This window comes from Mesorhizobium sp. P160187 (assembly GCF_057766425.1).
Window position 1 is genome coordinate 642,366 of sequence record NZ_JBYMDX010000003.1, and the last position, 13,574, is coordinate 655,939.

Annotated in this window: 16 protein-coding genes; 10 read left to right on the forward strand and 6 right to left on the reverse strand. The window is 63.6% G+C overall.

Annotated features, from left to right (window positions below; genetic code table 11):
- Positions 1-19 precede the first annotated feature (19 nt).
- Together AC3CCE_RS06390 and AC3CCE_RS06395 are read left to right on the forward strand one after the other, a co-directional pair.
- Positions 20-664: a TetR/AcrR family transcriptional regulator gene (locus AC3CCE_RS06390; protein WP_352560355.1), complete on the forward strand. Its 645-nt coding sequence runs from the start codon at positions 20-22 to the stop codon at positions 662-664.
- A gap of 186 nt (positions 665-850) precedes the next feature.
- Positions 851-1,084, forward strand: a complete 234-nt coding sequence (locus AC3CCE_RS06395) for a DUF680 domain-containing protein (protein WP_352624724.1) — start codon at positions 851-853, stop codon at positions 1,082-1,084.
- A 139-nt stretch (positions 1,085-1,223) separates the two neighbouring features.
- Here the strand turns inward: AC3CCE_RS06395 and AC3CCE_RS06400 are convergent, their stop codons facing one another.
- The 6 genes from AC3CCE_RS06400 to AC3CCE_RS06425 are packed head-to-tail and all read right to left on the reverse strand — an operon-like array spanning position 1,224 to position 7,070.
- A complete protein-coding gene (locus AC3CCE_RS06400; protein ID WP_352624726.1) occupies positions 1,224-1,451 on the reverse strand; it encodes a hypothetical protein in 228 nt (75 codons plus the stop codon).
- A gap of 52 nt (positions 1,452-1,503) precedes the next feature.
- Complete coding sequence (locus AC3CCE_RS06405; protein ID WP_352624728.1) at positions 1,504-2,088, reverse strand: sarcosine oxidase subunit gamma; 585 nt, start codon at positions 2,086-2,088, stop codon at positions 1,504-1,506.
- Positions 2,081-5,074 (reverse strand): sarcosine oxidase subunit alpha, encoded by a 2,994-nt coding sequence (locus AC3CCE_RS06410; protein WP_023814643.1) that lies wholly within the window; start codon positions 5,072-5,074, stop codon positions 2,081-2,083. The genes AC3CCE_RS06405 and AC3CCE_RS06410 overlap by 8 nt, the downstream gene beginning before the upstream one ends.
- On the reverse strand, positions 5,071-5,382 hold the full coding sequence (locus AC3CCE_RS06415) for a sarcosine oxidase subunit delta (RefSeq protein WP_023683197.1): 312 nt from the start codon (positions 5,380-5,382) through the stop codon (positions 5,071-5,073). Before AC3CCE_RS06415 ends, AC3CCE_RS06410 begins: the two co-directional genes overlap by 4 nt.
- 12 nt (positions 5,383-5,394) lie before the next feature.
- Complete coding sequence (locus AC3CCE_RS06420; protein ID WP_023686459.1) at positions 5,395-5,817, reverse strand: hypothetical protein; 423 nt, start codon at positions 5,815-5,817, stop codon at positions 5,395-5,397.
- Positions 5,817-7,070: a sarcosine oxidase subunit beta gene (locus AC3CCE_RS06425; RefSeq protein WP_023686460.1), complete on the reverse strand. Its 1,254-nt coding sequence runs from the start codon at positions 7,068-7,070 to the stop codon at positions 5,817-5,819. The genes AC3CCE_RS06420 and AC3CCE_RS06425 overlap by 1 nt, the downstream gene beginning before the upstream one ends.
- A gap of 202 nt (positions 7,071-7,272) precedes the next feature.
- On the opposite strand from AC3CCE_RS06425, the gene AC3CCE_RS06430 reads away from it, so the two are divergent.
- The 8 genes from AC3CCE_RS06430 to AC3CCE_RS06465 all read left to right on the forward strand — a co-directional run bounded on the left by AC3CCE_RS06430 (position 7,273) and on the right by AC3CCE_RS06465 (position 13,466).
- On the forward strand, positions 7,273-7,641 hold the full coding sequence (locus AC3CCE_RS06430) for a YrdB family protein (protein ID WP_023683195.1): 369 nt from the start codon (positions 7,273-7,275) through the stop codon (positions 7,639-7,641).
- A 134-nt stretch (positions 7,642-7,775) separates the two neighbouring features.
- Positions 7,776-8,534 carry an SDR family oxidoreductase gene (locus AC3CCE_RS06435; protein ID WP_023704048.1) on the forward strand — a complete coding sequence of 253 codons (759 nt, stop codon included), beginning with the start codon at positions 7,776-7,778 and terminating at the stop codon, positions 8,532-8,534.
- 105 nt (positions 8,535-8,639) lie between these two features.
- A complete protein-coding gene (locus AC3CCE_RS06440) occupies positions 8,640-9,026 on the forward strand; it encodes an SET domain-containing protein (protein ID WP_023671139.1) in 387 nt (128 codons plus the stop codon).
- Between the two features lie 176 nt (positions 9,027-9,202).
- Positions 9,203-9,481, forward strand: coding sequence for a 30S ribosomal protein S21 (gene rpsU, locus AC3CCE_RS06445; RefSeq protein WP_023671138.1), 279 nt, complete (start codon positions 9,203-9,205; stop codon positions 9,479-9,481).
- 203 nt (positions 9,482-9,684) lie between these two features.
- Complete coding sequence (locus tag AC3CCE_RS06450; protein ID WP_023714058.1) at positions 9,685-10,539, forward strand: tetratricopeptide repeat protein; 855 nt, start codon at positions 9,685-9,687, stop codon at positions 10,537-10,539.
- A 256-nt stretch (positions 10,540-10,795) separates the two neighbouring features.
- The gene (locus AC3CCE_RS06455) at positions 10,796-11,266 is read left to right on the forward strand and encodes a DUF992 domain-containing protein (RefSeq protein WP_352624733.1); all 471 of its coding nucleotides are present in this window, start codon (positions 10,796-10,798) and stop codon (positions 11,264-11,266) included.
- 89 nt (positions 11,267-11,355) lie between these two features.
- Positions 11,356-11,835 carry a DUF992 domain-containing protein gene (locus AC3CCE_RS06460; protein WP_352624735.1) on the forward strand — a complete coding sequence of 160 codons (480 nt, stop codon included), beginning with the start codon at positions 11,356-11,358 and terminating at the stop codon, positions 11,833-11,835.
- A gap of 194 nt (positions 11,836-12,029) precedes the next feature.
- Positions 12,030-13,466, forward strand: coding sequence for an MFS transporter (locus AC3CCE_RS06465; RefSeq protein WP_352624737.1), 1,437 nt, complete (start codon positions 12,030-12,032; stop codon positions 13,464-13,466).
- Positions 13,467-13,574: the final 108 nt, after the last annotated feature.

The window sequence follows — 13,574 nt, forward strand, 5'->3', positions numbered from 1 at the left end:
CAACCAAAGGCACCGGATCTTGCCACTGAGCGTCCAGAAACGCCGCGAGAAACAAAAGGCCGAACTGCGTTCCGAACTGCTCGACGCAGCCCACAAGCTCGTCAAGGAAGAGGGCTATGAAGGCCTGACCATCCGCAAGTTGGCCAAGCGGGTCGGCTATGCTCCGATGTCGGTCTATTCCTACTTCGCCGACAAGCAAGACATCCTGTTTGCGCTGGCCGAGGATGCCTTCGAAACACTTGCCCGCCGCATCGAGGAGCACCCTTCCGACGATCCGATCGAGGCTTTGCGTGCGGTGATGACCGAATATTCTGCCTTCGGGCTCGGCAATCCCAACGAATACCGCACCGTGTTCATGACCGAAAAGACCAAGCTGCCGGAAGGCAGAAGCTATGAGGACATGGAAGAGGCCAACCCGGCGATGAAAGCGCTGATATCCAGGGTCGAGGCCTGCGTTGCCGCAGGCAAGCTGCAGGGCGATCCGCGCGCCATCGCCACCATGCTTTGGGCAGTCGGCCACGGCACCATCTCGCTTTTGATCACGTTCCCGTTCTACCCCTTCGGCGATCCGCAGGCTTTCGTGACGCGGATGTGCGATTTCACACTCGCCACGCTCAGCACTCAGAATGTGCCGCCGCTGACCGAGACCCCGGTCGACTGCTGAGCATCCCCGCCCCTCCAATTCAACGTCCGGCCTGACAGCTTCGGCTGTGTCAGTGCGCCGCAATTTTCGGCGTTCAAAAAGATTTTTCGTACGCGTACGTTTTCCGACTTGAAAACCCATCTCGGTGGACGTATGTGTACGTTGTATCGTACATGTACGAAAAAAATTTAACCGATGGAGACAGACATGAACAAGACCCTTCTCGCTCTCGCCACCGTGCTGGCTCTCTCCGGCTCGGCTTTCGCCGCCAACAACACACACTCGACCAAGCAGGCCCCCGCCGCCACCTGCGTCGACACCACGACCAATGCCAAGCTCGATTGCGCCGTGACCGGCTCGGTCGAAAAGTCCGACGTCAAGGCCAAGAGCCCGCGTTTCGGCATCGAGATCAACCCGTGGATCGTGCCGAGCACGTTCTAAGTTGATCGGGCTCGACCACAGCACAACGACTAACTTAAGGGCGGCAGGATAATCCCGGCCGCCCGTTTTTTCCTCAGCGCCCCCATTTCCTCAGCGCAAGCCGGCTTTTCCTGAGTTCAAACCTGGCGTAGCCGAACGGTTATTTCTTGCGCGGTTTGCGACCCGGCACCGTCTTGGCCCTGCGGGGTCTTGCCGGCGCGCCTGGGATGGCGGTCGAGGTGATCGACACCGGATCGCTGGCCGGAAACGTGTCCTCGAGGCCTTCCTCGAGTTCCTCTTCGGCAGTCACCTCGTGATGCTGCTCATGTTCGAGTGAGCGCACGGCGGACGTCTTGCCAGCTGACTTCGGCGGCGCTTTCGACGGCATCGTATGTTCTCCCTGATGAGGGAAGCAGAACGGCTTGACCCGTCAAACGTTCCTACGCCGCCGCGTCGCTGGCTGCTTCCGACAGGAAAGTAAAGACATAGTCCGAGAAGGAACGCCAGCACTCGACCCGGAAGGCATCGGCTGCCGTGCGCAGCAGCAGGATTTCGCACTTGCCGAGAATGGTGCGCGACGCCGCGCCCACCGGAAAAGCCTCGAGCGACAAATCCTGCGGGCAGCCTGCATTGATCGCGGCGGCCGCCGCTGGGCCGGTGACGGCGAAGGCGACGTTGCGGTGCGAGATGCCGACCGCCGAATGCAATGCGGCAACCCCAGCACAATCGGCCAGCGGATCCTTGCCGGCCTCGTCGATGACCAGCCACTCGTCAGGGCCGAGCCACAGCGCCGTGCGGCCAGCCTTGGCCGCCGAAGTTTTCGGCTGCTTCGGCAAGGTCAGGCCGAGCGCCTTCGACAGCGCCGCGACGGAAGCCTCCGGCGCGCGCAGCGACATGCGCTCCGCCGGCGGCAGCACCTCGACCTTGACATCCGTTGCGGAAACGACGCGTTCAGCCAGGGCCGGGCGGCGCTCGACCGACGGCGCTGCAGCTGGGGCCGTCTTCTTTGCAGCAGCCTTAGCCATTGAGGCGCCCTCCCGTCTCATCGAAGAACACCATGCCGGTAACCTCCACTTCGATCATCCCGTTCGGCATCGGCACATAGAGCGTGTCGCCCATCCGGTCGCGCCCGCCGGCAACCAGCGCCAGCGCGATCGAGCGACCGCAATTTTCCGACCAGTAGCTGGATGTGACGTGACCGATCATCTTCATCGGGATCGCCTGCTTCGGGTCGGCGACGATCTGCGCGCCTTCCTCAAGCACCACTTTCGGGTCCTTGGTCTTCAAGCCGACCAGCTGCTTGCGGCCCTTGGCGACCAGATCGGGCCGCGTCAGGCCGCGAATGCCGACGAAATCGGTCTTCTTCTTGCCGACCGCCCAGTCGAGCCCGGCATCGTTCGGCGTCACCGTACCGTCCGTGTCCTGCCCGACGATGATGTAGCCCTTTTCGGCGCGCAGCACGTGCATCGCCTCGGTGCCGTAGGCAGTCGCGCCATGCTTTTGGCCCTCGGCCCACAGCGCTTCCCAGACGGCCTGGCCGTGATCGGCCGGCACGTTGACTTCAAAACCGCGCTCGCCGGTGAACGACATGCGAAACAGCCTGGTCGGCACGCCGCAGATCTTGCCTTCGCGCACCGACATATGCGGCAGCGCCTCGTCCGACATGTCGACGCCTTCGACCAGCGGTGCAATGATGTCGCGCGACTTCGGCCCCTGCACGGCGATGACCGCCCATTGTTCGGTGATCGACGTCAGCCAGACATTGAGATGCGGGAACTCGGTCTGGAGATAGTCCTCCATGTGGTTCATGACGCGCGGCGCGCCGCCGGTTGTCGTCGTCACATGGAAACGATCCGGCGCCAGTCGGCCGACGACGCCGTCATCATAGATGAAGCCGTCCTCGCGCAGCATGATGCCATAGCGGCAGCGGCCGCGTTCCAGCTTCTCCCATGGATTGGTGTAGAGCAGTTCCATGAACCTGGCCGCATCCGGTCCGACCACTTCGATCTTGCCCAGCGTCGAGGCATCGAACAGGCCGGCATTGCTGCGCACAGCGACGCATTCGCGGTCGACCGCCTTGTGCATGTCCTCGCCGGGTTTGGGGAAATACCAGGCGCGCTTCCACTGGCCGACATCCTCGAACACCGCGCCTTGAGCTTCCGCCCAGGGATGGATCGCGGTCTTGCGTGTCGGGTCGAACAGCGGACCGCGCGAATGGCTGACGATCGCGCCGAAAGTGACAGGCGTATAGGGTGCGCGGAACGTGGTCAGCCCGACCTCGGGGATCGGCTTGCCCAGCGTCTCGGCGGCAATCGCCAGGCCGTGCATGTTGGAGGTCTTGCCCTGGTCGGTCGCCATGCCGTTGGTGGTGAAGCGCTTGACGTGCTCGATCGAGCGCATGCCTTCATGCACCGCCTGGCGGATGTCCTTGGCGGTGACGTCGTTCTGGAAATCGACGAAGGCCTTGACCGTCTTGTCCGGCCCGGCGCCGGGCGCCGCGCCCAGCATGCCGCGCGACCAGCTTTCCGACGCGTCGACCTTCGGCTTAACGCCCTTGGCCACTTTGCCGCCCGCATCCTTCGCCGCCTTGGCGCCGGCCGCATAGGCTTCGTCGATCGACGCCGAGAGCCCATCCGTACCGTTGCAGGCGCCGACCGAAACGCAGTCCTGCGCATAGATGCCCGGCACGAAGCGCTTGGTCTCGTCATTGAAGGCGACCTTGCCGCGCGACTGTGAGAACAAATGCACCGACGGCGTCCAGCCGGCCGACATCAGGATGGCGTCGACCGGAATGGTGCGCTCGCCGCCCCCATTCTTCGGCTGCACCGTCATCGAGGTCACGCGCAACTTGCCGCCGGCGCGGATCACCGCGCGGCCGAAATTGACCTCGATCCCGAGCGCCCTCGCCTCGTCGATCACAGGTCCGGTCGGATGGTCGCGCAGGTCAACGATCGCCGCCACGTTGACGCCGGCCTTCTTCAGGTCGATCGCGGCGGAGTAGGCCGAGTCATTGGCGGTGTAGACGCCGACATTTTTGCCGACCGCGACACCGTACTGGTTGAGATAAGTCCGCGCCGCCGAGGCCAGCATGATGCCGGGCCGGTCATTGTCGGCAAACACCATATGGCGTTCGATGGCGCCGGTCGCCAGCACCACGCGCTTGGCGCGTACCTGCCATAGGCGCTCGCGCGGCAAATCGTGGCCGGGGTTTTGCAGATGGTCGCTGACCCGCTCGACCAGGCCGACGAAATTCTGCGCGTAATAGCCGAACGCCGTCGTGCGCGAGAGCACACGGACATTGTCCATGGCGGCAAGCTTGGCTACCGCTGCTTGCGCCCAGCCAAAGCCGTCATGGCCGTCTATCCTGGCGCCGCTCTCGAAACGCAGGCTGCCGCCGAAGCCGGCCTGCTCGTCGACGAGGATGACACGCGCGCCGGTTTCGGCAGCGGCAAGCGCTGCCGCGATGCCGGCCGCACCGCCGCCCAGCACCAGCACGTCGCAATGCGCATAGCGCGAGGAATAATGGTCGGGATCTGGCTTGTCGGGCGAAACGCCGAGACCCGCCGCGGCGCGGATCTTCGGCTCGTAGAGACTCTTCCAGGCCGCCTTCGGCCACATGAAGGTCTTGTAGTAGAAACCGGCCGAAAACAGCGGCGATGCCAGATCGTTGACCGCGCCGACGTCGAAGGCGAGCGACGGCCAGCGGTTTTGCGAGTTGGCGACGAGCCCGTCATAGAGCTCCTGCACCGTGGCGCGGATGTTGGGCGCCTTGCGTGCCGCGTCGCGCTTGACCTCGACCAGCGCATTTGGCTCTTCCGCTCCGGCCGACAGGAAGCCGCGCGGACGGTGATACTTGAACGAACGTCCCACCAGATGCACGCCATTGGCAAGCAGCGCCGAGGCCAGCGTGTCGCCTTCGATGCCGGTGTAAGACTGGCCGTCGAAAGAGAACCGCGCGGTCTTGGCCTGGCTGAGACGGCCGGCGCTCGGAATGCGGAACGCGCCGCTCATTTGGAAGCCATTTCGTTGGAGTTTTTGGGCAGCTTGGACGGTTTCGGCTCGCCGGCTTTGTAAGTCATGACGAACTTGTCGGTGACGGTGTCGCGCACCGCGTTGAAGAAACGCGCGCAGCCATGGATGTGGCGCCAGCGCTCATAGATGATGCCCTTGGGGTTCGAGCGGATGAAGAAGAACTTTTCGAAGTCGTCGTCGCTCTCGCCCGCCATGTTGGCCGAACGCGCAATATGCGCCTCGCCGGCGTTACGGAACTCGAGCTCCGGGCGCTCTTCCTCGCAATAGGGGCAGCGGATGAGAAGCATTATCGTTCGTTCCTACAATTCGCCGTGGCCGACATGCGCGCCGGCCGGTTGGTTGCAAAGCCTCTGGCCCATCGCCGCAAAAGGCGCGACGAGCCGAATGCGCTCCTCTACACTTGCGGCGGGGCGAAACAGCTCGCGATACGCCATGTTGCCGATCGTGAGCTGAAACGGATCGGTCGTTACGATGACGCTGCGCGCATCGAATGTGTCGTCCTCGCCGAGATCGGAGGGCCTGTTCTCCATGAAGATGACCACCTTCTGGCCACCGCTCCACACGCATGCCAGAATGCCGGCGTCGATCGAAAACGGCCAATTGGCTTCGTTGCCGGCGCGGCTGATCGGCTGCGTCCGCACCTCGTCCGGTGACGGAAAATGGAACAGGTCCTGCTCCCCCGCCAGCACCAGCGGCACCGCTACAGCCAGTTCCACCATCATCAGTGCGCCACCGCCGCCGCTGCTGCCTCGTCGATGAGGCGCCCGGTGCGGAAGCGCTCGATGGTGAAGGGCGCGTTGATCGGATGCGGATCGTCCTTGGCAATCGTGTGGGCAAAGACATGGCCTGAGCCGGGCGTTGCCTTGAAGCCGCCCGTGCCCCAGCCGCAATTGACATAGAGGCCTGATACCGGCGTCTTGGCCAGGATCGGCGAACGGTCGGGCGTCACGTCGACGATGCCGCCCCACGAGCGCAGCATCTTCATGCGGGTGAAGATCGGGAACATCTCGCAGATGGCGTCCAGCGTATGCTGCAAAATGTGCAGGCCGCCGGTCTGCGAATAGGAGACATACTGGTCGGTACCGGCGCCGATCACCAGTTCGCCCTTGTCGGACTGCGAGATGTAGGCGTGCACCGTGTTCGACATCACCACGCAAGGCACCACCGGCTTAACCGGCTCCGACACCAGCGCCTGCAGCGGATAGCTTTCCAGCGGCATGCGCACGCCGGCCATGTTCATGATCACCGAGGAATGGCCTGCAGCCACCACACCGACCTTCTTGGCGCCGATGAAGCCGCGCGTCGTGTCGACGCCCATGACCGCGCCATTGGCCGCCCGCTTGACGCCGGTGACCTCGCAATTCTGGATGATGTGCACGCCGCGCGCCGAAGCGCCGCGCGCATAGCCCCAGGCCACCGCATCGTGACGCGCCGTGCCGCCTCGCCGCTGCAAGGCGGCGCCGACAACGGGATAGCGCGCCTGCCTGGAAATGTTGAGCGGCGGGCAGAATTCCTTCGCCTGCTCGGGCGTCAGCCATTCATTGTCGATGCCGTTGAGACGGTTGGCATGGACATGGCGCTTCAGCACCTGGATGTCGTGCACATTGTGCGCCAGCATCATGACGCCGCGCGCCGAATACATGACGTTGTAGTTGAGTTCCTGGGAGAGCCCATCCCACAGCTTCAGCGCATGGTCGTAAATGCCGGCGCTCTCGTCATAGAGATAGTTGGAGCGGATGATGGTGGTGTTGCGCCCGGTGTTGCCGCCGCCTAGCCAGCCCTTTTCCAGCACCGCGACATTGGTGATGCCGTGCACGGTGGCGAGATAGTAAGCGGTGGCCAGGCCATGACCGCCGGCGCCGACGATGATGACGTCATATTCCTTCTTCGGTTCCGGCGAGGACCATTGTTCCTCCCAGCCCTTGTGGCCGCGCATGGCCTCGCGGGCGATGGCGAATACCGAATATTTTTTCAACGTTCCAGCCTCGCAAATGGCGGTGGGGTATTTTACGCAGCCCCGGCGCGCGAGGTGTATCACTAGCGAAACGGCGCTTCCACCCTTGCGCTGTTTGCGACGGCGCTTGCCGTTTTGCGCCGCGGTGGAAAAGACCTGCCCGGGCTGGCAGGCATGGCTGCGTTCGGACACACTGGCGATCGCGAGACTCTGGAGGACGTATATGGGCAACGCCTGGTGGAATCTGACCTTGCGTTTCCTGCTGGAACTTGCCGCCTTGCTTGGCCTCGGCTTTGCCGGCTGGAGCCTCTCCGGCGGATGGTGGCGCTGGGTCCTCGCCTTGGCCTTGCCGTTCATTGCAGCTGCGCTGTGGGGAACCTTCGCGGTGCGCGGCGATCCGAGCCGGTCCGGACGCGCGCCGGTTCCTGTACCAGGCGCAGTCAGGCTGGTGCTTGAACTGGCCATCCTGTTTGGCGGTGCAGCCGGATTCTATGCCGCCGGTCACACGACTACGGGCGTTGTCATCACGCTGCTCATCGCCATCAGCTACGCATTTTCGCTCGATCGCCTCGGCTGGCTGCTGAAGCAATAGTCCGGCGCGCGGCGCTTGTGCCGCTGCGAAGCCATTCAGCAAGTCGAGCACGTATCGGGTGGCTAGCACCGTCTCGAACTGCGATCAACATCCCGGTTGCCGGCACAGCCGGCGCGATGAAAGGATGTAAGAAAATGTTCGCACTCGCCAATAAAGCCGCCATCGTCACCGGCGCCAGTTCCGGCATCGGCCGCGCCACCGCAAAACTCTTCGCCGAAGAAGGCGCCAGGGTCGTCATCGCCGCCCGCCGCCAGGCCGAACTCGATGCGCTGGTCGTCGAAATCGAGGACGCCGACGGCACGGCAGTCGCGCTTGCCGGCGATGTCCGCGACGAAGCCTATGCAAAAGCCCTCGTCGATCTCGCCGTCGAAAAATTCGGCGGGCTCGATATCGCCTTCAACAATGTCGGCTCCGTCGGAACGATGGGTCCGATTTCGGAACTGTCGCTGGACGGATGGCGCGAGACGCTCGACGCCAATCTGACCAGCGCCTTTCTCGGCGCGAAATACCAGGTGCCGGCGATGGTCGAACGCGGCGGCGGATCGCTGATCTTCACCTCGACCTTCGTCGGTCACACAGTCGGCATGCCGGGCATGACCAGCTATGCCGCGAGCAAGGCCGGACTGATCGGCCTGACGCAGGTACTGGCCGCCGAATACGGCCCCAGGGGCGTGCGGGTCAACGCGCTGATGCCGGGTGGCACCGACACCCCGTCGGCAACATTCAAGACGCCGGAATCACGCGCTTTCGTGGAAAACCTGCATGCCTTGAAACGTGTCGCTGTGCCTGAAGAGATCGCCCGCGCTGCGCTCTTCCTGGCATCGGATGCGTCGAGCTTCACCACAGGATCGGCGCTGTTTGCCGATGGCGGCGTCTCGATCACCCGGACGTGAAGCATTTCGCGGGTCATCGCCCGCGCCGATCAGCCATAGAACCCGAAACCGGACTTGCTTTTTCCACGCGATTTGGCGATTCGGTTTCGGGTGAGGAGGACGGACATGCTGCTGATCAGGACCTATGTCGCCCAGAGCGCAATCGAAGGCGTCGGCGTATTCGCCGCCGAGCCGATCAGGAAGGGCGCCTCGATATGGCGGCTCGATCCGGATTTCGACCGGCTGATCCCGATGGACAAATACGAGGCGGCGCCGCCGCACCTCAAGGAATTGCTCGACCGCTATGCCTATCCGAGCCCCGACCGTCCCGGCTTCATGGTCTATGAAGTCGATAATGGCCGCTTCATGAACCACGCCGAGCGGCCGAACACGGATTTTTCGCAATATGGCGGCGCCACGGCCACCCGAGATATATCAGCCGGTGAGGAAATTACCTGCGATTACGGCGAATTCTTCGAGGATTTCGCACGGCTCCATCTGGCCAGCGCCTAGTTGGCGCCCTATCTCGGGGCTGCCGTGGCAAATTGGCGGTTGTCCTTCATTTCCAGTGTGGACAGCGCGGCCTGATTCTGCTATCAGCCGCCACAATTCGTGGTGTAAAGCGCCGCGGAGGCATGTGGCTATGGCCACTTGCCTGTTGATATCAAACCCGAAAGACAGGATTGCCCGTGCAGGTACTCGTCCGCGACAATAACGTTGATCAGGCGCTTCGCGCTCTCAAGAAGAAGATGCAGCGCGAAGGCATTTTCCGCGAAATGAAGATGCGCGGCCATTACGAGAAGCCTTCCGAGAAGCGCGCCCGTGAAAAGGCCGAAGCCGTTCGCCGCGCCCGCAAGCTGGCCCGCAAGCGCGCCCAGCGCGAAGGCCTGCTGCCGATGACGCCGCGCCCGGTTGCTGCCGGCGCCGCCGGTGGTCCTGGTGGTGCTCCGCGTCCACCGCGGTTCTGACGCCAATTTTTCGTCCTTTTCGAAGGATACTCTGAGGTGGCGCGATGCGGAATCGCCGCCACCTTTTTGTTTGGAGCGCCGCCATTCTGTTAGAGGCCGTTCCCTTGAACGCGCAAACGGCGTTCTAGATTTTGTTACGACAATCTGTGACCCGGCCCGGAGGGGGACCTGGACGGCGCGGCTGAAGTGAGGACAGGGCAGACATGAACGCAATCGGCGTAGAGCGCAGAACCACAATGCGCGGTTTGGCCCTGGCGGCAGCCCTGATGTCCGGCCTGGTGCTGGCCGGTTGCCAGAGCGTTCCGACCGGCGAATTCAACAACATCGACAAGGCGCAAGGCTCGAGCGAGAACATCTCCTCGCTGTCGGCGGTGATCCAGCGCAATCCGCAGGATCCGGAAGGCTACAATGTGCGCGGCTCGGCCTATGGCCGTGGCGGCCAGTATCAGGCGGCGCTGAAGGATTTCGACACCGCCATCCAGCTCAACCCGAATTTCTACCAAGCCTATTCGAACCGAGCGCTGATCCAGCGCTTCCTCGGCAACCAGGCGGCCGCCCTTGCCGACTACAACCGCTCGATCCAGATCAATGCAAATTATGACGCCGCCTATATCGGCCGCGGCAACCTTTATCGCAAGGCAGGCCAGACCCAGCAGGCCTTCAACGATTTCCAGAAGGCGATCCAGCTCGACACCACGGATGCCCGCGCCTACCACAATCGCGGCCTGATCTATCAAAGCCAGGGCCAGCACAAGTTTGCCATCGAGGATTTCTCGACCGCCATCTCGCTGGCGCCGGACGCCGCCGAACCCTACAACGGCCGCGGCCTCTCCTATCTCGCCATGAATGACGAGGACAACGCCTTCTCCGACTTCAACATGGCCATCAAACTCGACGGCAAGAACGCCGAAGCCTGGTCCAACCAGGCGCTGATCTACGAGCGCCGCGGCGACAAGGTCAAGGCCTCGAAGGCCTACCGCGAAGCCGTCCATCTCGACCCGACCTACCAGCCGGCCAAGGACGGCCTGTCGCGCACATCGGGCGCCACCGCCGGCTGAGATGCGGCCGGCGCGCCGCCATCCGCGGCCTTTTATAACAACGTTCCATTCCTGATGCGGTGCGCCGCGTGAGCGGTTTCTCCCCGGGAAAGCGCAGAGCGCTTCCGCTAGGGATGCGTGTCCAGAAAACCCCACTATCACCCAATCTTAACCACCGGGGCAAAGCGTTAACCCCTGCCTTGATCGCGCCAAGTTTTCAGCGGAACGCTCCGGGCCATTCAACCGTTGTTGAAGGCATTTTCGAAAGGACTGACCCATGATCAAGAAAATCATCTGTGCCGCGGCACTTGCCACGACGCTGCTTGCCGTTCCCGCCAGCGCCGGCAAGCTTCAGCTCGGCACGCTCGATTGCACCATCGACGGCGTCGGTTACGTCATCACGTCGAACAAGGGCGTCGACTGCACGTTCCGCCCTTATCACCATGGGCCGTCCGAGAAATACACGGGGATGATCTCCAAGCTCGGGGTCGATCTCGGCCAGACGCATCAGGGCCAGCTGGTGTGGGCGGTTCTGGCCGCCACCCGCGGCCATGACGAGGGCGACCTTGCCGGCCATTATTACGGCGTCAACGCCGAGGCGAGCGTGGTGACCGGCGGCGGCGCCAATCTGCTGGTCGGCGGGCTCGACGGCGCCTTTGTGCTGGAGCCGCTCAGCGTCCAGGCGCAGACCGGCGTCAATGTAGCGGTCGCCGTGACCTCCCTGGAGCTGATCCACTCGTTCAAATAAGCGTCGGCAAATAAGGATCGACTGATCCCTCTACGCGCGGCGCGGAACAGGTTACTGTTTCGCGCCGCATGCTTTTTGGGGGATCCGCCGTGCTGAAACCAGCCATCGCCGCCGCTATCACCATCATCTGTACCGCCCAGGCCCAAGCGCAAGACCAGGGCATCGAACTCGGTGTGCTCGATTGCGCCATCGGCGGCGGCACCGGCTTCGTTTTCGGCTCCAGCAAGGATCTGAGCTGCACCTTCACGCCGGCCGACAAGAGCTTTTCGCCGGAAGCCTATTTCGGCGCCGTCAACAAATACGGGCTCGACATCGGCACCACCAAGCAGACCGTCATGCAATGGCTGGTGCTGACGCCGCTGAGGAACATCTATGCGCCCGGCGCGCTGGCCGGCGACTATATCGGCGCCAGCGCCGAAGTGACCGCTGCGGTCGGCGCCGGCGCCAATCTCCTGGTCGGCGGCTCCTCGCAGGCCCTCACCCTGCAGCCGCTCAGCCTGCAGACGCAGACCGGTATCAACATCGCGATCGGCGTCAGCCAGTTTCAGCTGCGCAGCATTGAGAACTGACCGGCGCATCAAGCGGAGAGGCTTCCGGCCAATCTCGACCGTTTGCACTTCGATAAAAAGCCACTTGAGCTCAACTGCGCTTGAGGTTTTACAACTCGCCTGACTGAAACAGCGCGCATGGCCCCGCCGGAAAGCCCCCACTGGCTTCTGGCGCCATGCGCCGGCATCGAGATATGCAAAGGCAGGGTAAAAGAATGACTGAAATCACCAGCAACAAGGTCGACTGGCGGGCATTGTGGGCAAGCGGCGACCTCGCGCGCTTCTGCTTCATCAGCCTCGGCATCCTGCTGCACGCCACCAACGAGACGATGGTGGCGACGGTCATGCCGGCCATGGTCGGGGACCTCGCCGGTGTGCAGTTCGTCGGCTGGTCGCTGGCCGTCTACGAGCTCGGCGCCATTGTCGCCGGCGCAGCGGCCGGGCGGCTGGTCAGCTATGTCGCTCTACGCTCCAACGTCACGGTCGCCGCCCTGCTCTATGCCGTGGGCGCCCTGATCTGCGCCACCGCGCCGTCCATGCCGGTGTTTCTTGCCGGCCGTCTGGTCGAGGGGCTCGGCGGCGGTGCGCTGGTGTCGCTGGCCTTCGTCTCGGTCGTGCGGCTGTTTAACCGCAACATCTGGCCACAGCTGTTCGGCATAATGTCGGCGATCTGGGGCGTCGCCGCGTTCAGCGGCCCGATGCTCGGCGCGATCATGGTCGAGCTCCTGTCCTGGCGCTGGGCCTTCGGCGTCTTCGTGCTGGGTGGCATTGCCATGGCATCGGCAAGCTTCATCGTCCTGAACACGCCGGAAGCGACGAAGCCGCAAGCCGCCGCCGGCACCTCGCCGCCCTTCCCCTATGCAGCACTTGGCTGCCTCGCCATCGCCGTCGTGCTGATCGCCACCGCAGGCGTCGACGTCGCCTTGCTTCGATCGTCGCTGCTGCTGATCATCGGCCTCGCCGGCCTGGCGCTGTTCGTTTTCGTCGACGCCATTAAGCCGCAATCGCGACTGTTCCCGTCGGGCCTGTTCTCATGGCGCTCGCCGGTCGGCAGCGGCATGACCATGGTTGCCGCCTTCTCGGTGGCGACAGTCTCTTTTTCCATCTACGGGCCGCTTCTGCTTACCACGCTGCACGGCATCCCGATCCTGACCACAGGCTACATCATCGCCGCCGAATCGATCGCCTGGTCAATCCTGTCGATCGCCGTCGCCAATGCGCCGCTGCAGCGCGAACGGCAGATCCTCGTCATCGGCGCGCTGATGATTGCAGCCGGCCTCGCCGGTTTCGCCTATGCCATCCCCGCCGGCTCGATCCCGCTGATCCTGCTCTGCGCTTTGTTGCAAGGCGGTGGCTTCGGCGTGTCATGGCCCTTCCTGACCCGCATCATCGTCGCCTCGGCCCGCGACAGCGAGCAGACGATCGCCTCGGCCGCCGTGCCGACCATGCAGCGCATCGGCTACGCCGTGGGCGCCGCCATGGCCGGCATCATCGCCAATGCCAGCGGCTTTTCGGACGGGCTGAACCGCGAGGCAGCAGCGCACGTCGCCGGCTGGCTGTACCTGGCCTTCGTGCCACTTGGCATTGTCGGTTGCCTGGCGGCGTTGAAGATGGCTTTGGAGGCACGCCGGCCGCAACTGGCGCCAGGCTGAGGGCACGGCCGATCGAGAATTTGGCGACAGCATTCCGCCGGCGCTGTCGACGTCAAATGCCCTCGGCCACAAGGCTGCTTGCAAGACCATGGCCTGCCCGATTGCGGA

What these genes read in the sequence shown, in the direction of transcription:
- AC3CCE_RS06395 (WP_352624724.1), top strand. Translation starts at nt 851, where the DNA reads ATGAACAAGACCCTTCTCGCTCTCGCCACCGTGCTGGCTCTCTCCGGC.
- AC3CCE_RS06400 (WP_352624726.1), bottom strand. Translation starts at nt 1,451, where the DNA reads ATGCCGTCGAAAGCGCCGCCGAAGTCAGCTGGCAAGACGTCCGCCGTG.
- AC3CCE_RS06405 (WP_352624728.1), bottom strand. Translation starts at nt 2,088, where the DNA reads ATGGCTAAGGCTGCTGCAAAGAAGACGGCCCCAGCTGCAGCGCCGTCG.
- AC3CCE_RS06410 (WP_023814643.1), bottom strand. Translation starts at nt 5,074, where the DNA reads ATGAGCGGCGCGTTCCGCATTCCGAGCGCCGGCCGTCTCAGCCAGGCC.
- AC3CCE_RS06415 (WP_023683197.1), bottom strand. Translation starts at nt 5,382, where the DNA reads ATGCTTCTCATCCGCTGCCCCTATTGCGAGGAAGAGCGCCCGGAGCTC.
- AC3CCE_RS06420 (WP_023686459.1), bottom strand. Translation starts at nt 5,817, where the DNA reads ATGATGGTGGAACTGGCTGTAGCGGTGCCGCTGGTGCTGGCGGGGGAG.
- AC3CCE_RS06430 (WP_023683195.1), top strand. Translation starts at nt 7,273, where the DNA reads ATGGGCAACGCCTGGTGGAATCTGACCTTGCGTTTCCTGCTGGAACTT.
- AC3CCE_RS06435 (WP_023704048.1), top strand. Translation starts at nt 7,776, where the DNA reads ATGTTCGCACTCGCCAATAAAGCCGCCATCGTCACCGGCGCCAGTTCC.
- AC3CCE_RS06440 (WP_023671139.1), top strand. Translation starts at nt 8,640, where the DNA reads ATGCTGCTGATCAGGACCTATGTCGCCCAGAGCGCAATCGAAGGCGTC.
- AC3CCE_RS06450 (WP_023714058.1), top strand. Translation starts at nt 9,685, where the DNA reads ATGAACGCAATCGGCGTAGAGCGCAGAACCACAATGCGCGGTTTGGCC.
- AC3CCE_RS06455 (WP_352624733.1), top strand. Translation starts at nt 10,796, where the DNA reads ATGATCAAGAAAATCATCTGTGCCGCGGCACTTGCCACGACGCTGCTT.
- AC3CCE_RS06465 (WP_352624737.1), top strand. Translation starts at nt 12,030, where the DNA reads ATGACTGAAATCACCAGCAACAAGGTCGACTGGCGGGCATTGTGGGCA.